23 protein-coding genes and 2 tRNA genes are annotated in these 24639 nt (G+C 43.1%); 2 read left to right on the top strand and 23 right to left on the bottom strand.

The features are described from left to right. Positions 1 to 67: 67 nt before the first annotated feature. From hpt to spoIIE, 5 genes are all read right to left on the bottom strand, one after another. Positions 68 to 607: a hypoxanthine phosphoribosyltransferase gene (gene hpt, locus ACTWPX_RS21005; protein WP_443121382.1), complete on the bottom strand. Its 540-nt coding sequence runs from the start codon at positions 605 to 607 to the stop codon at positions 68 to 70. An 11-nt stretch (positions 608 to 618) separates the two neighbouring features. After that, a complete protein-coding gene (gene tilS / locus ACTWPX_RS21000) occupies positions 619 to 2013 on the bottom strand; it encodes a tRNA lysidine(34) synthetase TilS (RefSeq protein WP_443121381.1) in 1395 nt (464 codons plus the stop codon). A 77-nt stretch (positions 2014 to 2090) separates the two neighbouring features. Then, on the bottom strand, positions 2091 to 3014 hold the full coding sequence (locus ACTWPX_RS20995; protein WP_443121380.1) for a protein kinase domain-containing protein: 924 nt from the start codon (positions 3012 to 3014) through the stop codon (positions 2091 to 2093). Further along, entirely contained in the window at positions 2995 to 3732 is a 738-nt protein-coding gene (locus ACTWPX_RS20990) for a VWA domain-containing protein (protein ID WP_443121379.1), read from the bottom strand. The genes ACTWPX_RS20995 and ACTWPX_RS20990 overlap by 20 nt, the downstream gene beginning before the upstream one ends. A 65-nt stretch (positions 3733 to 3797) precedes the next feature. Continuing rightward, positions 3798 to 6245 carry a stage II sporulation protein E gene (gene spoIIE, locus ACTWPX_RS20985; RefSeq protein WP_443121378.1) on the bottom strand — a complete coding sequence of 816 codons (2448 nt, stop codon included), beginning with the start codon at positions 6243 to 6245 and terminating at the stop codon, positions 3798 to 3800. Between the two features lie 277 nt (positions 6246 to 6522). Between spoIIE and ACTWPX_RS20980 the strand changes: the two genes are divergently transcribed. Both ACTWPX_RS20980 and ACTWPX_RS20975 read left to right on the top strand, forming a co-directional pair. After that, positions 6523 to 6599: transfer RNA gene (locus ACTWPX_RS20980), tRNA-Met, on the top strand. Between the two features lie 21 nt (positions 6600 to 6620). Then, positions 6621 to 6692: transfer RNA gene (locus ACTWPX_RS20975), tRNA-Glu, on the top strand. An 878-nt stretch (positions 6693 to 7570) separates the two neighbouring features. On the opposite strand, the gene ACTWPX_RS20970 is transcribed toward ACTWPX_RS20975, so the two are convergent. From ACTWPX_RS20970 to ACTWPX_RS20885, 18 genes are all read right to left on the bottom strand, one after another. Next, positions 7571 to 7960 carry a S1 domain-containing RNA-binding protein gene (locus ACTWPX_RS20970; RefSeq protein WP_128525007.1) on the bottom strand — a complete coding sequence of 130 codons (390 nt, stop codon included), beginning with the start codon at positions 7958 to 7960 and terminating at the stop codon, positions 7571 to 7573. A gap of 79 nt (positions 7961 to 8039) precedes the next feature. Beyond that, the gene (locus ACTWPX_RS20965) at positions 8040 to 8423 is read right to left on the bottom strand and encodes an FtsB family cell division protein (protein ID WP_443121377.1); all 384 of its coding nucleotides are present in this window, start codon (positions 8421 to 8423) and stop codon (positions 8040 to 8042) included. 16 nt (positions 8424 to 8439) lie between these two features. After that, positions 8440 to 9030 carry a spore cortex biosynthesis protein YabQ gene (gene yabQ, locus ACTWPX_RS20960; RefSeq protein ID WP_443121376.1) on the bottom strand — a complete coding sequence of 197 codons (591 nt, stop codon included), beginning with the start codon at positions 9028 to 9030 and terminating at the stop codon, positions 8440 to 8442. Beyond that, the gene (gene yabP, locus ACTWPX_RS20955) at positions 9027 to 9332 is read right to left on the bottom strand and encodes a sporulation protein YabP (protein ID WP_128526864.1); all 306 of its coding nucleotides are present in this window, start codon (positions 9330 to 9332) and stop codon (positions 9027 to 9029) included. Before yabP ends, yabQ begins: the two co-directional genes overlap by 4 nt. A gap of 324 nt (positions 9333 to 9656) precedes the next feature. Further along, positions 9657 to 9920 (bottom strand): RNA-binding S4 domain-containing protein, encoded by a 264-nt coding sequence (locus ACTWPX_RS20950; RefSeq protein ID WP_443121391.1) that lies wholly within the window; start codon positions 9918 to 9920, stop codon positions 9657 to 9659. Between the two features lie 3 nt (positions 9921 to 9923). Next, the gene (gene mazG, locus ACTWPX_RS20945) at positions 9924 to 11390 is read right to left on the bottom strand and encodes a nucleoside triphosphate pyrophosphohydrolase (RefSeq protein WP_443121375.1); all 1467 of its coding nucleotides are present in this window, start codon (positions 11388 to 11390) and stop codon (positions 9924 to 9926) included. Then, positions 11390 to 12973: a putative polysaccharide biosynthesis protein gene (locus ACTWPX_RS20940; RefSeq protein WP_443121374.1), complete on the bottom strand. Its 1584-nt coding sequence runs from the start codon at positions 12971 to 12973 to the stop codon at positions 11390 to 11392. Before ACTWPX_RS20940 ends, mazG begins: the two co-directional genes overlap by 1 nt. Before the next feature lie 92 nt (positions 12974 to 13065). Further along, positions 13066 to 13602 carry a stage V sporulation protein T gene (gene spoVT, locus ACTWPX_RS20935; protein WP_443121373.1) on the bottom strand — a complete coding sequence of 179 codons (537 nt, stop codon included), beginning with the start codon at positions 13600 to 13602 and terminating at the stop codon, positions 13066 to 13068. Positions 13603 to 13964: 362 nt separating this feature from the next. Next, a complete protein-coding gene (mfd, locus tag ACTWPX_RS20930) occupies positions 13965 to 17501 on the bottom strand; it encodes a transcription-repair coupling factor (RefSeq protein ID WP_443121372.1) in 3537 nt (1178 codons plus the stop codon). Between the two features lie 48 nt (positions 17502 to 17549). Further along, on the bottom strand, positions 17550 to 17780 hold the full coding sequence (locus tag ACTWPX_RS20925; RefSeq protein ID WP_128525014.1) for an anti-sigma-F factor Fin family protein: 231 nt from the start codon (positions 17778 to 17780) through the stop codon (positions 17550 to 17552). A 75-nt stretch (positions 17781 to 17855) separates the two neighbouring features. Then, positions 17856 to 18419 carry an aminoacyl-tRNA hydrolase gene (pth, locus tag ACTWPX_RS20920; RefSeq protein WP_443121371.1) on the bottom strand — a complete coding sequence of 188 codons (564 nt, stop codon included), beginning with the start codon at positions 18417 to 18419 and terminating at the stop codon, positions 17856 to 17858. A 201-nt stretch (positions 18420 to 18620) separates the two neighbouring features. Then, positions 18621 to 19277: a 50S ribosomal protein L25/general stress protein Ctc gene (locus tag ACTWPX_RS20915; RefSeq protein ID WP_443121370.1), complete on the bottom strand. Its 657-nt coding sequence runs from the start codon at positions 19275 to 19277 to the stop codon at positions 18621 to 18623. A gap of 81 nt (positions 19278 to 19358) precedes the next feature. Next, positions 19359 to 20312, bottom strand: coding sequence for a ribose-phosphate diphosphokinase (locus ACTWPX_RS20910; RefSeq protein ID WP_128525017.1), 954 nt, complete (start codon positions 20310 to 20312; stop codon positions 19359 to 19361). Positions 20313 to 20327: 15 nt separating this feature from the next. Next, positions 20328 to 21707 (bottom strand): bifunctional UDP-N-acetylglucosamine diphosphorylase/glucosamine-1-phosphate N-acetyltransferase GlmU, encoded by a 1380-nt coding sequence (glmU, locus tag ACTWPX_RS20905; RefSeq protein WP_443121369.1) that lies wholly within the window; start codon positions 21705 to 21707, stop codon positions 20328 to 20330. Positions 21708 to 21933: 226 nt separating this feature from the next. Continuing rightward, a complete protein-coding gene (gene spoVG / locus ACTWPX_RS20900; protein WP_128525019.1) occupies positions 21934 to 22233 on the bottom strand; it encodes a septation regulator SpoVG in 300 nt (99 codons plus the stop codon). Between the two features lie 174 nt (positions 22234 to 22407). Further along, positions 22408 to 23226, bottom strand: coding sequence for a pur operon repressor (purR, locus tag ACTWPX_RS20895; protein WP_128525020.1), 819 nt, complete (start codon positions 23224 to 23226; stop codon positions 22408 to 22410). Positions 23227 to 23287: 61 nt separating this feature from the next. Then, complete coding sequence (gene ispE, locus ACTWPX_RS20890; RefSeq protein ID WP_443121368.1) at positions 23288 to 24151, bottom strand: 4-(cytidine 5'-diphospho)-2-C-methyl-D-erythritol kinase; 864 nt, start codon at positions 24149 to 24151, stop codon at positions 23288 to 23290. A 154-nt stretch (positions 24152 to 24305) separates the two neighbouring features. Further along, positions 24306 to 24485: a small, acid-soluble spore protein, alpha/beta type gene (locus ACTWPX_RS20885; RefSeq protein ID WP_443121367.1), complete on the bottom strand. Its 180-nt coding sequence runs from the start codon at positions 24483 to 24485 to the stop codon at positions 24306 to 24308. Positions 24486 to 24639: the final 154 nt, after the last annotated feature.

The following is a 24639-nucleotide window of genomic DNA, read 5'->3' as shown; positions in this document are numbered from 1 at the left end:
AAAACGGACGACACAACTAATTACCCTTAAAACAAGTGTGTTGAAACCCATGGCTCCAAACCTTTCATTAACCACCATAAACTTCAGGCTTCAATACCCCGACATATGGCAGGTTTCGATATTTTTCCTGATAATCCAACCCATAACCGACTACAAATTCATCAGGGACTTCGAAGCCGACTGTATCCGCTTTAATATCAGCTGTACGGCCTGTCGGTTTATCTAGAAGTGTTACGATCTTGATCGACTTCGCTTTACGATACTTGAACAAGTCGACAAGGTATGCAAGCGTTCGACCACTATCAATGATATCCTCAATGATCAGAATATCTCTTCCTTCTACTTTAGTATCAAGGTCCTTAACAATTTTGACTTCTCCTGAAGATTCCATTCCTCCGTGGTAACTGGACACATCCATGAAGTCCATTTCTAAATGGGTCTCCACTCTTTTTAAGAGATCGGACATGAATGGGGTGGCACCTTTCAAGACTCCGATTGCCAATGGGAACCGCCCGTCATATTCTTCGCTCAGCAGAGCTCCCAGTTCCTTGCACTTTTCCTGGATCTCCTCTTCAGAAATCAAGACCTTTTCCATTTCATTATGCATGATTGCTCCTCCTACGTGTCTGCTTTGTTTTTATATTGTAACCGAAGCCATGGACCTGAAGACAGGTCGATAAGAACCCCGCCTTTTTTTAAACCGACCACCCATAAGATTTCTCCTGTTTGATCTGTCACAATCGGCCATGTATCACGCAATCTTGCAGGGACTTTTTGATCGATAAAAATATCTTTCACTTTTTTCGATCCTCTCATCCCTTTTAAACGCATTCGATCGCCATCTTTTCGTGTGCGAACCACTAGAGGCAGCTTTACGTGATGGGAATCACATAGGTGTACATACCGACCTGCGGATTCGCAATCTTCTGTCCACTCTGCAATTACAAACGAACCATCAGGCAGCTTTGCCTCCTCCCCTGGTTGGAAGGTGTATGAGAACGCTTCTGTTTCCTGCGCAGCGTGAAAAGATAATGTGATTTCATCATAGGCGCGTGTCACTTTTAAACCTTGTGGAAAATCCAAGGTTGCGTTCGGTTTTTCATCACTTAAAAGGTTCATGAACATTTCTTCATGCAAATAAGAAATGTCTTCGTTTTGCTTCATATACAGATAGTTCAATATTAGATGAAAGGCTGTCCTTTGTAAAGCAAGCGGGAAGGTTTTAAAAGATCGATTTGAAAATTGTACGAATTTCTCAACATTTGAAGAAAAATGAACGGTTTTAAGGACTTCTTGCGCCTGCTCTCTTATGTATACCCTTTCGTCTCTGGCCCTTTCACTCCACGCCTGCATATGTTGATGGAATTTAGGATTTTGTTCTTTCATAAAAGGCAAGACATGCCGGCGGAAAGCATTGCGAGTATAATCTGTCTCTTCATTCGTTGGATCAATTCTTGCTTCGATATGGTGAGTGGCAAGGTAGGAGGCGATCTGAGCTTTGGAAACTCCCAACAATGGACGAATGATTTCACCGTTAGCAAACGGTCGCTTAACAGGGATTCCGTGGACCGCTTCCGGGCGGGCACTTCTTACAAGCTGCATCATGATTGTTTCTGCCTGATCATCTCCATGGTGACCCATTGCGAGCTTATCAGCCTGATACGTATTCATCATCTTTTCGAAAAAAAAGTAGCGGAGGGTGCGTGCAGCTTCTTGTGTCCCTTTCCCTGATTCTTCTTTATACGAATTCACATCCACTGAAGTTCCGACAAATTCTACATCCCACTTATTACAAATGTTTTCGACAAAATCAAGGTCTTCCATTGATTCCTGCCCCCGTAATCCATGGTCAACGGAAAGCGCGATAATTTTCAGAGGCATTGTCTTTCTCAAAGAACACAAAAAATGAAGAAGGGCAATTGAGTCCGGCCCTCCAGATACAGCAACGAGTACTTTATCATTTGGTTCTAGTAGTTGGTGTTTTGAGATGAACGTATGGATAATTCGATCCATTTGACGTTCCTCCTGTCTGAATCAGTCTATCTCTACTTATCGTATCACTCTTCTAACGTTCTGCAAAAGAATACCTATCAAAACCAAAAACTAAAAATCGACAAACTGAAAACTAACCCAGCCACGATCGATAAAGCTGTCAATTCCGCACCTTCTGCTTCCACGCTGCCGCTTCTCTTCCTAATACGAGATGAGGGGAGAGGTTTCTGCCGCTTCATGAGAATATCAGACAATCCAGTTTTCATCTCTGATGCATTCTTGAACTTTCCTTTCCAGCACTGCTGGATAAAGCGCCGATAAGGTTTGAGCAGGGAGGAAGCAGCCAGTTTTGTTTCTAATTTTTTCAAAGGATGGGAACTTTTTTCGAACCTTTGCGGATAAGCCATTTCCAACATGATCATAGTTACAGCGAATAAGTCGTAAGATGGTTCCGCTTTTCTCGAACCCATCCCCCAATATCCTCGATCATAGAACTCTGTATATTCTTTAATGGCTCTGCCGACAGCCGTCACTCCCCCTACATCAATCCAACGGACACGGGAAGAGGACATCAACAAATTATCTGTCTTCAAATCCCCGAATACATACCCTTCTTTATGGAGGTTTTCTAGATCCGATAACAGCTGAACTGTACAAATTCCCACCCATTCTTGTGTTTTCCCTTTTAAAAATTGAGGGAGCGGGGTACCGTCGACATATTCCATGATATAGAATGGATAAGTTTTTCCTGTGGCATCCACCCAATCATCTACATCAACAAAATAAGGTCCAAGCTTCACCCCTTGGACCTTGCTGAATTTCTTGAGCATATTTACTTCTAACATCATTCGAGAGCTATCTTCGCCAACCTTAAGGGCATACGTGTCCCCTTGATGGGAGCGGCATTTAAAAACGGTGCCGCACGCCCCTGAGCCCAGCTTTTTGATGATGGTATATACATGCCCATTCCACTTACCCCTCACTGACATACCAGGTGAAAGGTTAAAAGCCTGTTTCTTCATAAGGATCTTCCTCATCTCGTATGCGCTCAAGCAAAGGGATTCCTGCAAAACTGTATAATGCTTCTTTCAACGCAGGACCGGTCGGGGTGTACCCGCCACTGTTCAATTTTGAGAATATACCATGGATTTCACCAAGCTCCGGAGTCCAATCCACCATTTGTCGTATCGTTTTCTTAGGATCAGGAAAAGCATACACACTAAATTGATTTGAACCTGACCTTGCATTCAAACTTAGGGAAAGATCGAATAATGCTTCCTTCACAGTAGGGAGTTTATGATGCATACTGGCGCTCGTATCGACTAGGACAAGCACTTCAAGGTCACACTGCTCCCCTAACTCATCCACAACTTCAACTACTTCCCCCCGTTGTTCAGGTGGAAGTTCTTCGATTGTTTGATTTTTCCCTAAGATCTCTTGTAATTCTTTATTAACGACACCTTGAATCGTTTGGGTCATGGCTTGTCTCGTCACCATTTGTACGGTTTGGGACAAACTTTTCTGATATACAATTTGACTGACGCCTCCACCTGCCTCGGCAATCGATTCAACTTCTTCAAGCCCTTGTGGCCTGCCATTTTGCCGATCGTCAAGAACGCCAATCACATTGACCGTTATTCCCTGGTTACGAGCAAGGGCTGCTACCACAACCGGGTCTTCTCCATGGTTCGAGCATCCATCCGTTAACAAAAGAATCTGCTTCAATCGGCCTGGTTTCATATTATTCATCCCTCCTGTTTCGTTGCTTCCATCTTCGCCGAAAAGGAGGAAATCTATACTTTATTCTAGGCCTCTTTTTTCTCTGCAGGAATCGATGTCCACTCCGGCATATACCGATCGATCCGTGCGACAATAATTGTCATATCGTCATCTATTGAACCAGACTGAGTCCTTATTACCTCTTCTAATAAAAGATCAGCCATCATTTGTGGGTCTTTAGTGGAAATTTCTCTGATTTTCCGCTTTAACCACATTTCCACATTCTCAATTTGTTTCGGTCCTTCCAAGATGCCATCACTCATCATAAGAAGGAAGTCTCCTGCCTTGAGTTGCTCACTCGTCATATCAACGTCGACTTCCGGAATGATTCCCATCGGTAAATTACCAGCTTCAACTGTGAATATCTGCTCCCCTCTTTTGATAAAGCTTGGTGTGCTTCCAACCTTAACGAACTTAGATGTAGCTTGATGGAGATCAATCACGGCTAAATCCAGTGTAGAAAAGATTTCATCATTCGTTCTTAATGAAAGAATCGAATTAATAGACTGAATCGCTACAGACTCCTGAATACCCGATTGCAGGATTTGCTTCAAAAGCCGCAATGTTTCCATACTCTCTTCATGTGCGCGTTCACCATTACCCATCCCATCACTGATGGCCAGGGCATATTTGCCCCTTCCTAATTCCATCATTGTAAAGCTGTCCCCTGAAATGAACCCGCCTCCTTTAGCCGCATGGGCGACTCCAGGCTCAATAGAATAATGTTTTGCAGAACCAAACGTCAAATAACACCTACCATGTGGATATGGAGAGATTTCTTCCATTGTAACGACGATCGTCTCTCCTAATATATCCGACAAGACTGGTGCGATGACTTTCGCTCCTTCCCCACGATAATTATCAATCTCCACGACCAATTCCAAGTCCATATTTCCTGCATCCAAAGAATAGATTTCCAGTTTTTCTATCACCATCCCCATCCGCTCTAAAGCGTGGTAGATCACTTGCTCTTTATGCTCATGGTGCTCTCGCTCCTTAACAATCTCTTCCGCAAATTTATTCATGACATCTGAAACGCCTTGAAGCTGCTCCGCTACAAATTTACGACTCTCTAAAACCTGGCGCTTCAGTTCTTTATTTGCATGATAAAAAGATAATTCATGATTCATCGTATCAATCAACTTTTGTGATTTCACACAGTGTTGATCGACGTTCTTTCTAAGCATCCTGCTCGGCTCTCCTTTCTCATCCAGTTCAGACATCAAATCTGTCATCAGATCGTGAGTGTCATCGAATTGCTTAACCCAGCACTTTTCTTTTTTGAAGCAGGACTGGCATGTTTTTTCAGTCACATGGCTTAGAAAATAATCTATCTCTTCTGCTTCTCCACTCTCCTCCTTAGGGGGTTCTAAATGGGTGAAACTTTTGGATAATGCATGAAAAACATCAGAAAATTTACCAACTCTGACTGCCGTGACATCACGTACCTTTTGTAAGTATTTTTGTTGTTCCGAATGATGTTCATCTGTACCCGGAATATACCTGGACAACTGTTTGACCCAAGAGTTAGGTGTCAGCATAAACAATGCAACCGCCCAGGCAGTAGCCCATAAAGAAGCAGGCAAGTCAGCACCATTGCTTACATAAAAGCCGATCAGCAGTGTCCCGACGATAAGCCCTGCGCTGACTCCGGCTTTTTTTCCTTCTTTTAATAAACCTCCTAACAAGCCTGAAAATGCAAGCAGGCTCATTTGATAGATATGATCCATGTTTGATAAGCTCAGCACGAGTCCTGTCACCACCCCTACTGTTGAACCGATAGCTGCTCCCGCTGTAAAGGCAAGCAAAATAACTAAATATCTAGCAAAAACGTCGACCACGGCCACACCCTGGATCTGCCAGCCGATCATGCCTGTTAATACAGATGCCAATAATATAATCAAACAAACAATTTCTTCATTTTTCAATGAAGGCTGAAATCGTTGTGGTGTTAAAAGAGGAATACTCTGCATAAAGATAAGTACAAGGATAAAACTGAGCACTCCTTCTGCAAACATCAAAGTAAGTTCGTACAGCTGCCAACGATCCAGTAAAGCCAAACTGGCCGTTCTCGGAATTAAACTGGCCAGTAGCGCTAGCGTCGGCAGCCATCTCTGGGGGTGACTTGTTTTGTGCAGCGCCAGGCTTAAGAGCAAAAAAGTCGTGGAAGCCCCCACAACGAAACCCGCATGGCCGTAGCTGTATGTAGAAGCCCCAGCTGCCATTACAATTGTTACGGGTATGACGAGAGGACGCTTCAACCACCAGATCACCGCGAGGAATGCGACTCCAAAAGGGGCCATAGATGATAAAATAATGGCTCGCCCCAACAATAAGGCCAACACCATATGGAACACCCCTTTGTTCGCCATAAAAGAAAATGCACCGAACGAAACCTTTTGTAACCCTTGAACGATTCCTGACCCTCGTACAGCTGCTTGACGACTTCCTCGTTTTGAAACTGTTCCTAACATCATCATCACTCCTTCTGTGTGAATCCTATTAAACCACATGCTGGACAAGCATTTTGTCAAAACAACAGGAGTGCAGAAACAAAAACTTCGATAGTTTTCACAGAAACAAAGGCTCTTTCTACAAATTAAACCCCGGCAACACCCTTATGTTTCCAAAAAACTCCCTCATTCCCTAGCGAAATAGACAGACTAATCTGATATTTTTATTTTTTGTTGACAGTTTTTTTGTCATGGTGTACTATATTCCTTGTGACTTTGAGAAAACATTTTCCAACATGGCGGTGTAGCTCAGCTGGCTAGAGCGTACGGTTCATACCCGTGAGGTCGGGGGTTCGATCCCCTCCGCCGCTACCATTTATTTTTTTCCTACATATAGGCCCGTTGGTCAAGTGGTTAAGACACCGCCCTTTCACGGCGGTAACACGGGTTCGAATCCCGTACGGGTCATCGGAAACATTCTTGTCCTAAAAAGTGCCGCATTCTCATAATAGAGAATGCGGCACTTTTTTATATCCATAAGCATATGAAAAAAACAGCTGCTGTACTTTTTATATAACGCGAATAGCTGCCCTTACTATGAACTATTCAATTAAGGCCCCCCACATCCGGAAGACTTAGTTTCGAGGCTTTTGTATGTGGAGATGGTAGCTGGGAATACGGATCGCTTTCCGTGGGCATGTGGTGAGCTTCCTCAGGCTTTCGCCTTCCGGGATCTCACCAATCATGTTCATCCCACAGGAGTCTCACCGTTTTCCCAACCACCATTCGATTGAAAGATACTCGAAACTACCTTCGTTTATAGGGAGCTTTTGAGGAAAATGCAATGATCACAGCAGCGCTAAAGTATAATTTATTCACCTCATTAAGGGCAGTTTCATCCTCAAGTGATTTTGAGAAACGGATATCGCAAGGGACCGATGGGGGTGGAAACATCTCCGGATGCTCTGCTTCAATTGCCCAGAACGCTTCAAGAGTGAAAAACGTGCTGAAGGACGCTTCCCTCTAAGCTTATGGCGTCGTTCATTCCATGTTGAATGGGGTGGCTTTGAAATGACGAGACTCCCGCGGGAGAAGGAACTAGGCGAGACCCCACAGGGAGTGTGAATGACCGAGTGGCCTTGCCAGTTCCCCCGCAGGAAAGCGAGTTATTTCAGAGCCATCCCTATACCTTATTAGGTAACGAACCCCCTCACCTCGGAATCGAGTCTTCAACAATCTTGCACGTTTAAGTAATAACAATAGAATTAAAAAAGAACAGATCCAAAATGGATCTGTTCTTTTATATGAAAGACGCGCACCTTTTACTCATTGTCCTAGACAGCAAGCTATCCTCTTTTAGAACCTCGACCTCCACGTTTGGATTCCGTGTGCTTTTTCAATGATGCCAGACGTTCGTCGCTATCCTTAATAAAATTGTTCATCTTTTGTTCGAATGATTCAGCCGGTTTACGAGGTTTAGACGGACGACGGCTTCGGTTGTTTTCTTTTGCTTTTTTAATGGAGAGTCCGATCTTTCCATCATCTCCGACATTGATGACTTTCACTTCCACCTGGTCTCCCTGGCTTAAGTGTTCATTAATGTCTTTAACATAGTTGTCGGCAACTTCACTAATGTGAACCAGCCCCGTCTTACCATCTGGAAGCTCGACGAACGCTCCGAAATTAGTGATTCCCGTTACCTTACCCTGCAGCTTGCTGCCTACTTCAATTGACATAAAAAAATTGCTCCTCCTTAAAATTTCGATAAAAAAAAGTATCGTTCCTATATATTATATATAAGCTTTGAAAAGAGTGTCAATATGACGGGTCCTCATTAGGCATTTTAAAGATGATTTCTCCCTCTTTGGAAAAGAAATAATTCGTCCTCGCAATTTGCAATACGTATTCCTCGTCATTCAGAAGTTCAATCTCCTGCTCTAAACCTTTTTCCTCTTCCTTCAAAGCACTCATTTGTTGTTGTAGTTGTTCGTATTGCTCATGTTTTTCAGAGTACAAAGCTTGTTGTTTCATATGATACATCACCATGGAGCCACTAACAATCGCCACTAACAGGGCAAACATAACAAGACGGCGAATTAAGCGCTTCTTTTTTCTTTGATGTCTGTCCAGATAGGCATCGTAGTGCTTCATGTATGTAGAATCCAGACGTGCTACCGACTCCGACTGTCCCTTTGCCATGTGCGTTTGGCCTCCTTTACTTTTGGATTCGTTTCATCCAGTTCTTCATAGTATTCTTTATTTTATCCAAAAAACCTGCTAAATGCCTTAAGTAAATTTTCATGTTTTTCGGCAAGAACCGCCAAATGACCAGAAAAAATACCCGGATTGGATAAAATATGACAAGAAACAATATAATGATACCCTTTAAAAGTATCTTATAAACGCCAAGAAGTAAAGAAATAATAAGTAAAATGATGGTTTTCGAGGGGAGGAAAAATAAATAATAAATCATCTTTCTCAAAAACCTCAAAATAGTCATACAAAGACGTACCCATACTTCAAGCGTTCGTAAGTAAAGGTTCTGAAACAACGCACGGTAGGCAGCAAAACCACAGGCAATCGCCACAAATACATACACTCTCAATTCCCCATAGTTAGCCAAATACAACAAATAAAAAAGAAAAGCGGCCTGAAAAAGCCAGAATCCCAATTGAAAAACTATTTCAAACCAGCTTCTCTTGTTCCTTTTGCGGAATAACCTTTCGAACGTATCCAACGCAGCACCGACGAACAAACCTCCACCGAGCATGGATAGAATGGTGATGAACTGAGTGGTCAAAGTCATTTGAAGAGCTTGCTAAATAGTCCTTTAGCTTTCTCCCCTTGATGCTCGTCCAAGTAGGTCATTTCATATATTTTCCCCTTGATTGACACGACACCTGAATCCAAATCCAGATTTTTCATCTGCAAATTATTGCCCCGGATCACAAGATAACCCATCGATGTTTGCAGCAAGAACTCCTCACTATCAAAGCTGTCCACTTCTTTTACACCTGAAATTTCTATATTTCTTCTGTTCCATATCTTAACATTATGCTCAACCGGTTGCTCACTCCGATTCCCTTGAACCTTCTCGAATCCTTCCATCACATACCAGCCTCCTTCTCTTGTACAAACTATGAAAAAAACAAGAGAATTAGAACATCGAATGCGGAAACGCCTTGGTCACCCCCGACAAGCTTAAGCGAACCTTTGAAGTGGCGGTTCTTTGCCACAGCAAAGGGCTTGCTTAAGACCTTGAGGGGGTAGGCGTTGTAGCTGGACGTGCCGAATGCGAAAGCGCCTTGATCAGCCTCGACAAACATCAGGGTAGTGAAGCCCGCTTATACAGCACAATATTTTCACCGTGTGATATAATTTCTTCCTTCACAAAAAACCACAGCCCTTTCCAAGCTGTGGTTTCCGTACTATTCAATTCTGGTTGACCGGTTCTTCTTTTTTAATTTCATAAAGCGTTGCCGCTTCATTCTTATTGACGTTTTCTTTCAAGGATTTCACTTCAATCGTCAAAACTTTTTGTCCGAATTGAATTGTCAATTCATCACCGATAGCTACATTACTTGCTGCTTTGCTTTGTTCTCCATTTATACGAATACGCCCTTGGTCAGCCACTTCTTTTGCTAAGGTACGTCTCTTGATCAACCTTGAAATCTTCAGAAATTTATCCAAACGCATCATTTATTCCGCTCCTTTATGTTTTGCTTTCGCTTGAACCCACAACTCTTCTAAAGAATCCAACTCGTAATCTTCCAAAGTCCGTTCATCTTTAGCTGCTTCCTTTTCCATCCAAGATAGCCGAGTCCTGAATTTTCTATTCGTCCGTTGAAGGGCATTTTCACTACTGATCTTATAGTGCCGTGCTAAATTAGCAATGGCAAATAACCAATCACCGAACTCTTTCTCCATTTCTTCCCGGTTTCCAGAATCACGTGCTTCTTGGAATTCCCGCCATTCTTCCTCTACTTTTCCAAGGACGGGGTCGACAGTGTTCCAATCAAACCCGACTTTAGCTGCCTTCTTCTGCAGCTCCTCCGTTTGCAGGAGTGCCGGAAAACTTTCAGGCACTGAACTAAGGATAGAGAGAGGCTGTCCACCTTTTTCTTGTTGTTTGATGGCATCCCAGTTGGTAATGACTTCATCGGCATTTTCCACATTGGTTTCTCCGAATACGTGCGGGTGACGACGGATCATTTTCTCCGTTATCGATATAATTACGTCATCGACTGTAAAATATCCTTCATCTTCCCCAATTTGACTATGCAACATTACTTGAAGCAGAACATCTCCCAATTCCTCAACCATATGATCATCGTCTCTGCGATTAACCGCATCAATGAACTCATACGCTTCTTCAATCATATATTTCCTCAGGGATTCATTGGTTTGTTTCCGATCCCACGGACAGCCTTCGGGGCTTCTTAATATCCGAATGACTTCCCTTAACCGGAAGAACTGGTGGTTGAGTTGATCTTTCTCTACTGGAGGGATATAAACACTTGTCAGGTTGTCTATTTCAACATTCCGATCCAGTTCTTCCAAAGGGACAGTCATGATTTTTTCCTGATCACTGCCTGCTGCTGTGACGATGGTCACAGGATAATCAGGGGTAAGGTCTTCAAGAAGTGTCAATTTCACTTCAGAAGCAATCATCGAATCGTAGACCTGGCATAATATCGTATGATTTAAATATTGTAACTGCTCACGGCGCATATCTGTAGCATCGATAAACTGAAACCCTTCGACAGGATCAATTTCCAGAGCTGTGAAGGTAGCATCCAAAAAGCTTTGACCACCTTGGATATCGAGCTTTATCATACCGGCCTCTCTTTGTTCGATCAACAATTGGACCGTCCGCTCTGCTAACATCGGGTGGCCAGGGACAGCATAAAGGATATCCGCTTCTTGAGCCGCACGGACCAGCTGATTGACAATTTCCATATATACATCACCAAATTGATGGTGGGCTTCATAAATTTCATCAAAGCTCTCCCATGCCACTCCTTCATTTTGTAACTCTTGAATGACAGGGTGTTTACTTGTTCGAACATAAAGAGGAGCATCTGTCCTGATCAGCTCTCGATATACACCGAGCGGTAGCTGATCCATGTCGGCCGCTCCAAGACCGAGTACTTTAATGGTATTCATTACTTCATTCCTTTCGGCAATAGTTTTATGAATTGTTCATGAAAAGGTAACGTTTCGACTTCATTATTGGAAAAACCCCCGAGACGAAGCAAGAGGATCAAATAAATCATTGCTCCCACACCGGTAAGGATTAAAAGATAAATCAATAAAGTAAGGCGATGGTCAGGGAACCAAAATAATTGCACAAAGGTGCTTAGAATTTGTAACCCGATAACCATCCCCATGGTTGAAAAGACAATCGGCACCAAAGGTAAGGATAACCATTTTCGCATAGAGATTTCTTGTCTTAAGATTACGACATTTCCAACCAAAACAAAAGTAACAGCCATTATAGAAGCCAGCGCAGATCCATATAACCCTATTGAAGGGATCAATATCAGGTTCCCTGCTGTTTTCACTACGAGTCCACCTAATACTACCAGAGCTGTTTGTTGTACATAATCGAGCCCTTGCAGAACAGATGACATCGTAATCGAAATTGAACTACCTACAATGACAAGCATCAACATTCGCAAAGGACCTGTCCCCTGTGAATCCTGAAAAAAGGCCTCATTTATCAACGGAAATAGAAAAACCAAACCAGCTGTAGCCCCAAACGCAATCATGACTGTGACCTTCACAGCACTTAAAATGGCATTTTCCACTCTCTCAAAGTCGTTGTTCAATCGTTTTCTTGTAACAGAAGGGATCAAAGCTAATGCGATGGAAGAAGCAAGTACCGTACCTAACTGGATCAAAGGCTGTCCGCGATCGAATATTCCTTTCAATAAACGAGCTGAATCGATTCCCACTTCTGTTTTCACAAGACTTGGAACCAATGTGAAAGCATCCACGAGCTGCAATGAAAGCAATAACATATAGTTCAGGCAAATAAACACCCCATAGAAGAAGATTGTTTTCATATAGGATGTAGTGCCTTTCCAACGGTCCCATGTCCATACCCGTCGACTTTTCCTTAGCCAGCCTCCTAATAATAAAGCCGCTCCGACAGCACCTGATATAGATCCCCAAGCAGCACCGATGCCTATCGAATAAGCATCTTGTCCTCTTGCAACTAGAACGGATGTGGTAATGATGACGGTGACACGAAAGATTTGTTCAACAATTTGGGATACAGCCGTAGGGGCCATATGATTCTTCCCTTGAAACACACCACGAAAAAGAGAGACGAAAGGCACCATTAAAAAAGCAAAAAAGGAAGCTCTGATAGAAGGAACCAGTTTTTCATCTCCCATGATTTCAGCGATTCCCGGCGCTTGTGTATATCCTAAAAGGAAAATCAGCCCGGATACCCCCATCAACCAGAAGAAAACCGGAAAATAAAAAGAAGGGATAGATAGAGGATTTCTGTTTTCCTCTAGTTCAGAAACCAGTTTTGAAATAGCAGCAGGAAATCCATACAAAGATAAAATTAAAGCCATGCCTAAAATCGGGTAAACTTGCTGGTAAATATAAAATCCCAGATCCCCTGTTAAATTCTGCAACGGGACCCGATACCCTGCGCTTATGATTTTGCTGAGCAAACCAGCAAACGATAATATAAGTGCTCCCTGGAGTACGGTACGATTACGAGATTTGGTCATTTTGGACCCTTTCTAATTATATGTATTCAGAGCATTCATTATATCATATATAAAGGCCAGATCCCTTACCCGCACGGACCTGACCTACGTTATTACTCCATTTGTTTAGCTAAAAAGCTTGCTGCTGTCTGCACAGCTTTTGTTGTACTTTCATCAAGCGGGGAACCTTCTTTATTGAACGCGACTACACATCCTATAGGATCTCCCTGGGCGATAATAGGATAGATAAGGTATGATATGACATCTTCTTCTTGCCCTCGGATAAACTCTACTGGATCCGGGTGCTTTTCGAAGGACATGCTTCTAGCATCCATGACCTCTTCAGCCTTCGCGCCAATGGATCGATTCATATAATCCTTCTTAGCACTGCCGGCCACCGCTATATACTCATCTCTATCGCAAATCAACACAGGAACTTCTAAAGATTCACTAAGGGCTTCTGCATATTCTTTCGCAAAATCACCCAATTCACTTATTGGTGAGTACTTTTTCAAAATTACTTCACCTTCGCGGTCTACGAAAATTTCCAGCGGATCTCCTTCTCGTATCCTCAACGTACGGCGAATTTCTTTCGGGATAACCACACGACCTAAATCATCAATACGACGAACAATACCAGTTGCTTTCATTCTCTATGCTGCCTCCTTTTACTGTGATGAATTCCTTCCATTCTCCTGATGAAGCGCAAGCAGAATAAGCGGGTGATTAAGGATAGTATGATTCAGCAGAAAAAACCTATACGTCCTTTGTATGGATTTTTTCATAAAAAATGTAAGATTTTCACGCGAGGTAGCATCATCCTGAACAAAAACTCGGGGTAAAATACGTAATGGATGTCTTTTTTGCATATTTAATAAGGTCATCACCCTCATAAAGATGATGACCTCAGGGTCTGGCTGAAGATAAAGTGGTGCTGGCCACGCCGAAAATCAACATCCGCCGGTAACCTCTTTTCAAAGTAAAACCCCATCCTTATCGGATGGGGTGTTCATTAAGCTGTAGTAGTTTCTCTCATCATTTCAGGAAGCTTACTGATAAACTCTTCCACGATCTCGTAGCGTTTCCATTCACTTTTGCGGTCCCAGGTAATCGTTGCTTTCAACTGGCTGTCTTCTGTCCCGAGTTGAACCATCCTTCCGTATTGATTGGCGAATTCAAACAGTTTGGATCCATCGATTTGCTGACTTTGGTCGGATTCCATCAACATTTCGATTTTCTTTTTCTTCTCTGTGACAGATTCGATACGGGACCTCTTTGCATGTAAACGTATAGATGAAACACGGAACAAATTTTCTACTTCTTCTGGATATTCCCCGAAACGATCGATTAATTCGTCTCTAAGGTCATGGATATCCTCCAGAGATTCGATTGCTTGAAACTGCTTATACATATCTATTTTCTGTTTCTCATCAGCAATATAGTCATCTGGAATATAAGCATCTACCATCATGTCCAGTTCAGGCTGGAAAGGCTGGATCGCTTCCGGTTCCTTGCCTTGACGTTTCGCTTCTATCGCATCTTTCAACATTTGCGAGTACATGTCGAACCCTACAGAATCGATATACCCGTGTTGCTGGGCCCCTAGTAGATTTCCGGCTCCACGAATAGATAAGTCACGCATGGCAATTTTAAATCCAGAACCAAGCTCAGTAAATTCCTTTATTGCCTGGAGTCTTTTTTCCGCTACTTCCGTTAATACTTTATCCTTTTGATATGTGAAGTAAGCATATGCCACCCGATTAGAGCGCCCTACTCTCCCTCGCAACTGGTACAACTGACTAAGGCCCATACGATCCGCATCATAAACGATTAGCGTATTCACATTCGGGATATCGACGCCTGTTTCTATGATGGTCGTACTGACTAGAACATCAAACTCCCCTTCCAGGAAGGAGAACATGACATTTTCCAGTTCTGTTTCATTCATTTGACCATGAGCAAAGGCCACGCGGGCTTCAGGCACTAAAGCAGATATCTCTTGGGACATCCGTTCAATATTCTCTACACGGTTGAACAAAAAGAACACTTGTCCGTCTCGAGCCATCTCTCTTTCCACCGCTTCTCTGAGAAAAATCGGGTTGTACTCCAATACATAGGTCTGAATGGGAAAACGGTTGGCAGGCGGCGTTTCTATAACTGACAAATCCCTTACCCCAAGCATCGACATATGCAAAGTCCGGGGAATCGGTGTGGCAGTCAATGTCAGTACATCGACATTATGCTTCAATTGTTTGATTTTTTCTTTGTGTTTCACCCCAAAGCGCTGCTCTTCATCCACAATCAATAAACCTAAGTCCTTGAACTGGACATCCTTGGAAAGAATACGGTGTGTGCCGACTACGACATCAACCAAACCTTTCCGCAAACGATCAGTCGTCTCTTTTTGCTGCTTCTTCGTCCGGAAACGGCTCATCAAGCCTATATTAATACCGAAGCCCTGGAAGCGCTCCTGAAGGGTTTCATAGTGTTGTTGAGCAAGAATGGTCGTCGGCACCAGCAAGGCTACTTGTTTACCTTCCACAATGGCTTTAAAGGCTGCTCGAATCGCAACCTCCGTTTTACCATAGCCTACATCACCACAGAGCAATCGATCCATAGGCTGGATACGTTCCATATCGGTTTTGATTTCTTCAATACAGCGGACTTGGTCTTCTGTTTCTTCGTATGGGAAAGCCGCTTCAAAATCGCGCTGCATCTCTCCATCCTCCGTGAAGGCATGCCCTCTAGAAGCTTCCCGCTCCGCATAAAGCTGGATTAAGTCGTCTGCAATATCCTCTACCGAAGATTGGACTCGGCTTTTCACTTTTTTCCATTCGCTTCCGCCAAGTTTATATACTTTCGGTTCCTTACCTTCTGAACCGACATATTTTTGAATCAGATCAATTTGGTCGATCGGCACATAAAGCTTATCGTTACCTGAGTATTGGACCATAAGAAAGTCTTTATGGTTGCCGCCCATCTTCAAGGTTTCAATTCCTAGATATTTACCGATGCCATGGCTCGCATGAACAATATAATCGCCGACTTTCAATTCCTGATAGTTCTTGATCCGCTCTGCATTCGTAAGTTTTTGCTTCCGTTTCGGTTTGGCTGTCCGTTTCTTGAACAATTCGTTTTCGGTAAGTACAGCAAGCTTATGCATCGGCCATTCAAAGCCGCTGCTAATATTCCCTGTGATAATCGTAGGTTTGACTAAAGGAAGACTAATTTCATCTTTAGCGATAACTGCTTCCATCTCATAATCCTCAAGAACGCTCTGTATCTTTTCCCTTCTGTTTCCATCAGGCGCAAGTATGATGACTGAATAATCCTGCTTTATCCAGCGGTCCATTTCATTTTTCAATAAGTTCATCTGGCCGTGGAATTGCTGCATTTGACGACTTGATATATTGACGACATTCTGAGGCTGAGTATTGGGAATATGACGCATGAACACCGACAGATATAAACGAGGATGCTCCATTTTTGCCCAGGCGTCCTGCCAATCAAAAGATATATTGAGCTGACGTACTGTTTGATTGACTTCCAGTAAGCTTTGATGCCACTCTGCCTCTTCTTGATCTAAACGGTTGGCTGTTTCCTGAATCCGGCTCATCTCATCAAGCACCATGATACCGTTCTCAGGTAAATAATCTAGTAAACTCACAGGTTCTTCATAGAAATACCCGATATATTTATACATTTCCTGGAACCGGTCCTGTTGCTTCAACCGATCCAAATCATGCTCAATTACTTGGGTCAACGTTTCCTTTGCTTCTGGCTTTGTCAACTTTTTCAGGGAATGACCGAGGGCCTCTTCCAGCCTGTGATACGCACGTGTGAAATCTTCCGCTGTTAAAAGCAGCTCTGTAGCAGGGCCGATGGTAACTGCCTCCACCTTTTCATGGGAGCGCTGCGTTTCTGAATCGAATGTGCGGATCGAATCCACTTCTGTATCAAACAATTCAATACGGTAAGGGAATTCAGCGGTAAGTGGATAGACATCCATGATTCCTCCACGCACGGAAAACTCCCCTGGTGTAGCTACCATTTCCGTCCGTTCATACCCCATACTTACAAACCGTTCCAGATAAGTATCCAAATTGATTTCTTCTCCAACACGAAAAGGGAGCTGATTATGCTCCCAGTATGCTTTCGGTGGCATCATCCGTTTCAGGGCAGCCACAGGTGCGATTAATATTCCCGATTCTTGATTCAACCATTGACTAAGTGCGTCGATTCGTTGACTTCTAAGCTCCGGACTAGCAACCGCGATCTCCGAGGCAATCAGCTCGTTGACTGGATAAAGGTGAACTTGATCACTGTCGGTCAATTCTTGCATATCTTCATACAATTGTTGGGCTTGGATCAGTTGATGTGTGACTAAAATCACTGGTCTTTTCAAAGACTCTTGCAGCAATGATAGAAGTACACTTCTTGATGCTCCCGATAAACCGGCAACCATCTGTTCTTTCATCCCTGACCGGAAACCTTCGACAACAGAATGAATATCATCCCGTGGATATAGATAATCCTTAATACCTTGCATAACGAACTCCTCCACCATCCCGACCTTCGATAATCCAAAGGCAAAGATTTAATGAATAAAAAAATCTAACTCATGATAATGTGGATGCTCATCCAGAGATTCTTTGCACGAATCGCAAATCGTCCTTATGTCCATGTTACCACTTGTTGTCATATGGACCATTTGCTGTTGGTCTTCATCATTTAAAAGGTCGAATCCCAACTGTGATACATCCACTTTCTTAGCGTCTAATTCACCGACTTGGTTTTGACAATGACGGCAGAAATAACGAATTTTCATATCCATCCTCCTAGAAAAGGTGATGGTATGTAGTTTCTCCGTCATAGTTGACTGTTATACGATGACAAATCTGGTTCACTTTACGTTGTAGTCATTCATGACCTCGTTGAATGAGTACGTTGTCCAGGCTCCACAAGCATCTGTCGCTTGTTGAATGCTTTCTCGAACAGCCTCTTTTTCTTCTGAAGTAAAGCTGCCTAATACATGGTCAATAACGGATTTCGACCCTTCAGGACGCCCCACGCCTATCCGGAGCCGTTTGAATTCTTTCGTACCTAATTGCTCAATGATACTCCTTATGCCGTTATGGCCGCCATGACCGCCTTTTTTCCGTAAACGGATCTTTCCCGGCGGCAAATCAAGATCATCATAGATGACCAGTACATCTTCCAGTTCAATATCGAAATAATCCATTAATGGACGCAATGATTCACCAGATAAGTTCATGTAAGTTTGCGGTTTCAATAATATGACCTTTTCACCGTTCACCCGCTCCATCGTGTACATCCCACTGAACTTCTTCTGGTTCAATGACCAGCCATTTTTATCAGCTAGTTCATCAATCACCATGAAACCGACATTATGCCGGGTCTGTTCATATTTTTTCCCTGGATTACCAAGACCAACAATACACTTCATACATAACTTCCTTTACTGGATTGTTCTATTTCTTTATTATATCAAAGCTATAGCAAAAATATTGTCATAACACGTTCGATTCTAATAAAGATATGGCTTATGTAGTACATGACATACTCTGGCCGGGTTTATATAATTTATATTAAGAAAAAGGGCGGGCCTTCTTGGCCACGCCCTTTCCGAATCATTCAATTCGTTTTATTACTTATCAGAATTCTCTTCAGAGTCCTCTTCCTCATCATCTGATTTTTCATTGATGACTTCAGGCTCTGCATCTGCATTATCTGTGTCTGGCTCTTCCGGCATCTCTTCCGGAGGAGTGACAGAAACGATTGTCGTATTGTCATCTTCAGTGATTTCATACTTACGTGCCTCTTTCAAGTCACTAACCATAACACTGTCACCGATATTCAGTTCAGAGATGTCGACAACGATTTCCTCTGGAATGTCTGCAGGTTTCGCACGGACAGCCACTTCATAAAGAGGTTGTTGTACGACACCGCCTTCTTTAGAGCCAGCGGCTTCTCCTTCAAGATGTACAGGAACTTCAACGTCCATCTCTTCTGACATGTCAACGATATAGAAGTCTGCATGAATCAATTCATCCTTCAAAGGATCGACTTGATATTCATGGAGCATAACATCTACTGTATCTTTTCCTTCGATATTTAGGGAGATGATTGCGTTCTTCCCTTCATCACGAACAGTTTTAAGTAGCTCTATGCTGTTAACAGCAACCGTCATCGGTTCTTTATTCTTCCCGTACACGACACTCGGGACTTCGCCCTCTAAGCGTAAATCACGCGTAACGGATTGTTTGAGATTTTGCCTTTGATTTGCTTTCAAATTAATAGCCAAATTAATCAACCTCCAGTAATTTACCAATCATTTTTATCAGTTTCCCGTTTTTCACAAGAGTTAAACCTGAAATCTGAAATTTTAGTCGAACAAAATACTAATGGATTGACGTTCATGAACGCGGATGATGGCTTCACTAATTAAACCGGCAACGGATAGTTCAGTGATTTTATCACTTGTTTTCTCTTCTCCAAGAGGAATTGTATTAGTAACGACTAATTCTTTAATCTTAGAATTATCAATCCGCTCAATGGCTGGACCAGAAAGGACCGGGTGTGTACAACAAGCGTACACATCCTTGGCTCCATTTTCAACTAAGGCGTTGGCTGCAAGAGTAATCGTTCCTGCTGTATCAATAATATCATCAATTAGAATAGCTGTCTTGCCTTCGATGTTACCAACGATATTCATCACTTCAGAGACGTTCGGACGCGGGCGACGTTTATCGATTATGGCAATCGGCGCTTTCAAGCGGTCAGCCATCTTACGCGCACGTGTTACACCACCATGGTCCGGAGAAACGATGACCACATCCTCAAAGTTCTTTTCTTCGAAGTAATCAGAAAGGATCGGAACTCCGACCAGGTGGTCGATAGGCAAGTTGAAAAAGCCTTGTATCTGCGGGGCGTGAAGGTCCAGCATAAGGACACGGGAAGCTCCAGCTGTTTCCAGCAGATCCGCCACAAGCTTAGCCGTAATGGGTTCACGAGCGCGTGCTTTACGGTCTTGTCTCGCATAGCCATAATAAGGCATGACGATATTGATCGTTCTCGCAGAAGCCCGTTTCAAAGCGTCAATCATAATCAATAATTCCATGATATGCTGATTGACTGGCTCACAAGTAGATTGGACGACATAAACATCGCAGCCACGGATACTTTCTTCGATATTAATTTGAATCTCACCGTCACTAAAGCTCGTGACTGTACATTCACCAAGGTCTACTCCGATGTTATCAGCTATTTCTTTCGCCAGTTCAGGGTTTGAGTTCAGTGAGAATACTTTCAGTTTTGAATCCTTATAGCCAGTTGCCATGGATGGAACCCTCCGTTAATCTTTTTTAATGGATTTCATTTTACTCGCATAGCCTTCTTTGTTCGTCTGTCTTGAACGAGCTATGGACAAAGCTTCTGACGGAACATCCTCGTTAATGGTAGAACCCGCAGCGACATAGGCTCCTTTTCCAACTTTCACTGGCGCAATCAAGTTCGAATTACAGCCGATGAAAGCATCATCTTCTATTGTTGTCAGGTGCTTGTTTTCTCCGTCATAATTCACTGTTATTGTACCACATCCGATGTTCACACCACTTCCGACATCTGCATCACCTATATAACTCAGGTGTGATGCTTTACTGTCTTCACCAAACGAAGCTTTCTTCACTTCGACAAAGTTACCTACTTTTACATTATTACCTAATGTGGACTGCGGACGTATGTGGGCGAAAGGTCCGATTTGTACACGTTCCCCAATACGACTATCAGCTGCGACGCTTTGTTTAATGGTTGTTCCTGCACCGATGTGGCAATTTGTGATGGTCGTGTTCGGTCCGATCAAGGCATCATTTTCTATCGAAGAAGTACCTTCAATCACACAACCTGGATAGATGACGACATCTTGACCAATCGTAACATCAGGCCCGATATAGGATTGATCAGGATCTACCAATGTAACCCCATTCTTCATATGTTGCTCGTTTATTCGTGATTTCATCAGTTTTTCAGCTTTTGATAGGGCAACACGATCATTTACACCTAGTGATTCGGAGAACTCAGGTGTTTGATAGGCACTGATGGTTTCTCCCTGGTCTTTCAGGATTTCAATAACATCAGGCAGGTAATACTCTCCTTGCACATTATCGTTTGAAACATTTTTCAATGCATTAAAGAGCGTGGCATTGTCAAAGCAATACGTACCTGTGTTGATTTCTTGAATTGCCCGCTCCTCTTCGGAAGCATCTTTCTGCTCCACAACACGCTCAACTTGCCCGTTTCCTCCACGAATGACACGGCCATATCCATGAGGGTCTTCAGCGTGAGCCGTCAAAATTGTCGCTTTCGCTTTTTCATCGTCATGATGATCCAGCAATTTTTGAAGGGTCTCCCCTGTTAAAAGAGGAGTGTCTCCACAGACGACAACTGTTGTTCCTTCTTTATCTCCAAGGATATCATCAGCCTGCAGAACGGCGTGTCCTGTTCCCAACTGCTCTTCTTGGACAACATAATGGCTATCTTTACCAAGTTGATCCTGAACTTTTTCTGCTCCAAAACCTACTACAGTAATTAACTCTTTCAGATCTAATGTATTTAATTGGTCGACAACGTGCTGAACCATCGGCTTCCCGCATACAGAATGCAAAACTTTGTATAGTTTTGATTTCATACGAGTGCCTTGGCCAGCTGCTAGCACGACAGCATATCGGTTAGTCATGAACGTACCTCCATCCTAATTATCCACCTTGAATCATATCTTAAACCAATGTCGATTTCAACAATTGAGGAAAAAGGTAAATTACGGATCATTTCCTGTATTTTAACAAAACAAAACCGCAGAGCCTTGATCATCCACGGCAAGTTTATGGTTGATTTATATACACCCGTGAATCGCAAAAAAAGAGCCTAACCTGTTAGGATTAGACTCTTGTTGTGCTTAAGTATTAGGAAGCTCCTGCTTCTTCAAATTCAACTTCCGCTTCTTCCTCTTCACCTGCCCGGTGGTAGGCTTCAAGTACAGCATCCTGGATTTTTCCGCGTGTACCGGAATTAATCGGGTGTGCAATGTCTCTGAACTCTCCATCTGGTGTGCGCTTACTCGGCATCGCTACAAACAACCCATTGTTGCCATCAATCACCCGTATGTCATGGACCACAAACTCCTGGTCTAAGGTAATAGAAGCAATTGCTCGCATTCTTCCATCAGTATTAACGCGTCGCAGTCTTACGTCAGTTACTTCCATTAAGATTCACCACCTTTATAACAAAAAGAACTTATGTACACAAATTCCACAAAACGGGAAAAATTCCTGCTAATTTTTCTAAAAATTTTTCTATTTAATAAATTCAGGTGATGTAAAGGGAGAAAAAAGCCCTCATACAAAAGGATGAGGGCTTTACACATATTATGAAAAAAATCAGATATTATCCAATAGGTTCCCTGGGCGGACTTCAATGGAAAACTTCCGGTCATCAGCGTTTACAATTTGTACAACGGAAAGATATTCTTCTACCACACGATCTTCCTCATCATCTTCTGCTTCCGCCAGTACACCGATCCCGGCAAGCTCTGCATCAAATTCCTTCAATAGGTTGCGCATCCCATCGATTGTTCCTCCCGCTTTCATGAAATCATCAATGATACATACACGCGATCCTTGTTCCAGAGATCTTTTCGTCAAGACCATGGTTTGAATCTTCCTAGTTGAGCCTGAAACATAATTAATACTGACCGTAGAACCTTCAGATATTTTAGGATCGCGACGTGCAATGACGACAGGTACATTCAAGTAGGAAGCCACGGCATAAGCGAGCGGAATCCCTTTAGTCGCTACAGTCATTACTACGTCGATTTCCTTATCGCGAAAAGCAGAAGCGAAGAGACGGCCGATGTTTCGTGTCGTTTCCGGATCGCCTAACAGATCACTCATAAACAAGTAACCACCAGGGAGAAGTCGGGCAGGGTCCTGCAATCGTTCACACAGTTCACTTACGAATGAATGACTGGACTCCTTTGAAAATTGAGGGATATATTTCACCCCTCCAGCGGCGCCAGCGATTGTTTCTAAATATCCAATACCTTCATGCTGAAACATTTTATTGATGATACCGAGATCTTCACTGATCGATGATTTAGCCGCTTCGTATTTTCCTGAGAAAAAAGGGAGGGAAATTAATTCCCGGGGACGATCAAGAATGAAATGGGTCATCGCGACAAGCCTTTCACTTCTTTTCATAAAAAGGACACCTCAAAATCCGAATATTTTAATTAAATATAACAAATTTGTACGGTTTTTTTCAAGTGTTTTCTCGATATCCAAGTATTCTCACCATATATACTTCCGTGCAAAAGCCCTTCAGGCTGTTATAAATCCTTTGTGCGCGGGCATCTTGTTCAACAAGTGAAAAAACAGTCGGCCCGCTGCCACTCATGAGAACCGCGTCGGCTCCCGCTTGCTTCATCTGGGATTTGATTTGTCCCACTTCCTCATGCAAGGCCAAAGTGACTCCTTCCAGTGTATTTCCGACGTTTGCACAAATCCCCTCATAGTCACCATTCTTCAAGGCCTCTACCATGGCTGTTGTATTCGGATGTTCCGCTCCATCCAAATCCAGATTCTGATAGACCGATTGGGTCGATACACCGATAGTTGGTTTAGACAGGACCACCCAGCAAGGCGGGGGAGCTTGCATCGACTGGATCTTTTCCCCTCTTCCAGTTGCAAGGGCCGTGCCTCCATAAACACAGAAAGACACATCTGAACCAATTTCAGCTCCAAGTCGAGCCAGTTCATCCATACCGAGCCCAAGCTCCCACATACGATTTACACCGCGCAGCACCGCTGCCGCATCACTGCTACCTCCTGCAAGCCCAGCGGCGACAGGGATGTTTTTTTCAATGAAAATCTTCACCCCTTTCTCCACACCGAAGCGGTCTTTCATAAGTTTAGCAGCTCGATAAGCCAAGTTCCGTTCATCGTTAGGTACAAACCTGCTTTCAGATTCAACACTGATTTCAGAAGGTCGAGGAGTCAATTCGATGCGATCAGCTAAATCCACTGTCGTCATAACCATTTCCACTTCATGAAAACCATCTGATCGTTTATGTAGGACATCCAAAGACAAATTTATCTTCGCAGGAGCTTTTTCAAGTATCTGCATGCAAGCACCTCTTCTCCAAGATTATCTTAGAGCATTGTACCATATTTAGAATAACAAGGAACGCCTGGGTGTGAACCAATGATCAATTCCCCGGAAAATGAACCTTTATAATTCAAAAGAACCCCTCGATGCAGGAGCATCAAGGGATTCTTTTTTAGTTCTGGTTTTTCACCATTTGTTCTTCTGCCATTTGTATTGCTCGTTTCACCATATTACCTGCATCACGTGTAGTAATGCCGCCCCAGCCATCTTTCTCGACCTTGTCGTAAAACCCAAGTTCTTTCGCGATCTCTTCTTTCAACGAATCGGACATCATACTTCTCTTACGTCCCATCGTATTCAGCTCCTTTCGCTTTCACTTAGTTACGACAAGCTTAGTATGTGACAATTCGTGGGTCAGCAACAAGGTAGTTGTATGTAAAGATGGTAAGAGTTACTTGTGTAACTCTTACGGATAAAGTCAAAAATAAAAAGCAGCAAACGGAAGG

Source organism: Halobacillus sp. H74, assembly GCF_052246715.1.
Taxonomy (GTDB): domain Bacteria; phylum Bacillota; class Bacilli; order Bacillales; family Halobacillaceae; genus Halobacillus; species Halobacillus litoralis_A.
This window is presented reverse-complemented; position numbering and strand designations above follow the sequence as displayed.

Excerpts from the sequence above, each read along its gene's own strand:
- hpt (WP_443121382.1), bottom strand. The coding sequence starts at position 607 with ATGCATAATGAAATGGAAAAGGTCTTGATTTCTGAAGAGGAGATCCAG.
- tilS (WP_443121381.1), bottom strand. The coding sequence starts at position 2,013 with ATGGATCGAATTATCCATACGTTCATCTCAAAACACCAACTACTAGAA.
- ACTWPX_RS20995 (WP_443121380.1), bottom strand. The coding sequence starts at position 3,014 with ATGAAGAAACAGGCTTTTAACCTTTCACCTGGTATGTCAGTGAGGGGT.
- ACTWPX_RS20990 (WP_443121379.1), bottom strand. The coding sequence starts at position 3,732 with ATGAAACCAGGCCGATTGAAGCAGATTCTTTTGTTAACGGATGGATGC.
- spoIIE (WP_443121378.1), bottom strand. The coding sequence starts at position 6,245 with ATGTTAGGAACAGTTTCAAAACGAGGAAGTCGTCAAGCAGCTGTACGA.
- ACTWPX_RS20970 (WP_128525007.1), bottom strand. The coding sequence starts at position 7,960 with ATGTCAATTGAAGTAGGCAGCAAGCTGCAGGGTAAGGTAACGGGAATC.
- ACTWPX_RS20965 (WP_443121377.1), bottom strand. The coding sequence starts at position 8,423 with ATGGCAAAGGGACAGTCGGAGTCGGTAGCACGTCTGGATTCTACATAC.
- yabQ (WP_443121376.1), bottom strand. The coding sequence starts at position 9,030 with ATGACTTTGACCACTCAGTTCATCACCATTCTATCCATGCTCGGTGGA.
- yabP (WP_128526864.1), bottom strand. The coding sequence starts at position 9,332 with ATGGAAGGATTCGAGAAGGTTCAAGGGAATCGGAGTGAGCAACCGGTT.
- ACTWPX_RS20950 (WP_443121391.1), bottom strand. The coding sequence starts at position 9,920 with ATGCGTTTGGATAAATTTCTGAAGATTTCAAGGTTGATCAAGAGACGT.
- mazG (WP_443121375.1), bottom strand. The coding sequence starts at position 11,390 with ATGAATACCATTAAAGTACTCGGTCTTGGAGCGGCCGACATGGATCAG.
- ACTWPX_RS20940 (WP_443121374.1), bottom strand. The coding sequence starts at position 12,973 with ATGACCAAATCTCGTAATCGTACCGTACTCCAGGGAGCACTTATATTA.
- spoVT (WP_443121373.1), bottom strand. The coding sequence starts at position 13,602 with ATGAAAGCAACTGGTATTGTTCGTCGTATTGATGATTTAGGTCGTGTG.
- mfd (WP_443121372.1), bottom strand. The coding sequence starts at position 17,501 with ATGCAAGGTATTAAGGATTATCTATATCCACGGGATGATATTCATTCT.
- ACTWPX_RS20925 (WP_128525014.1), bottom strand. The coding sequence starts at position 17,780 with ATGAAAATTCGTTATTTCTGCCGTCATTGTCAAAACCAAGTCGGTGAA.
- pth (WP_443121371.1), bottom strand. The coding sequence starts at position 18,419 with ATGAAGTGTATTGTTGGTCTTGGTAATCCAGGGAAAAAATATGAACAG.
- ACTWPX_RS20910 (WP_128525017.1), bottom strand. The coding sequence starts at position 20,312 with ATGGCAACTGGCTATAAGGATTCAAAACTGAAAGTATTCTCACTGAAC.
- glmU (WP_443121369.1), bottom strand. The coding sequence starts at position 21,707 with ATGACTAACCGATATGCTGTCGTGCTAGCAGCTGGCCAAGGCACTCGT.
- spoVG (WP_128525019.1), bottom strand. The coding sequence starts at position 22,233 with ATGGAAGTAACTGACGTAAGACTGCGACGCGTTAATACTGATGGAAGA.
- purR (WP_128525020.1), bottom strand. The coding sequence starts at position 23,226 with ATGAAAAGAAGTGAAAGGCTTGTCGCGATGACCCATTTCATTCTTGAT.
- ispE (WP_443121368.1), bottom strand. The coding sequence starts at position 24,151 with ATGCAGATACTTGAAAAAGCTCCTGCGAAGATAAATTTGTCTTTGGAT.
- ACTWPX_RS20885 (WP_443121367.1), bottom strand. The coding sequence starts at position 24,485 with ATGGGACGTAAGAGAAGTATGATGTCCGATTCGTTGAAAGAAGAGATC.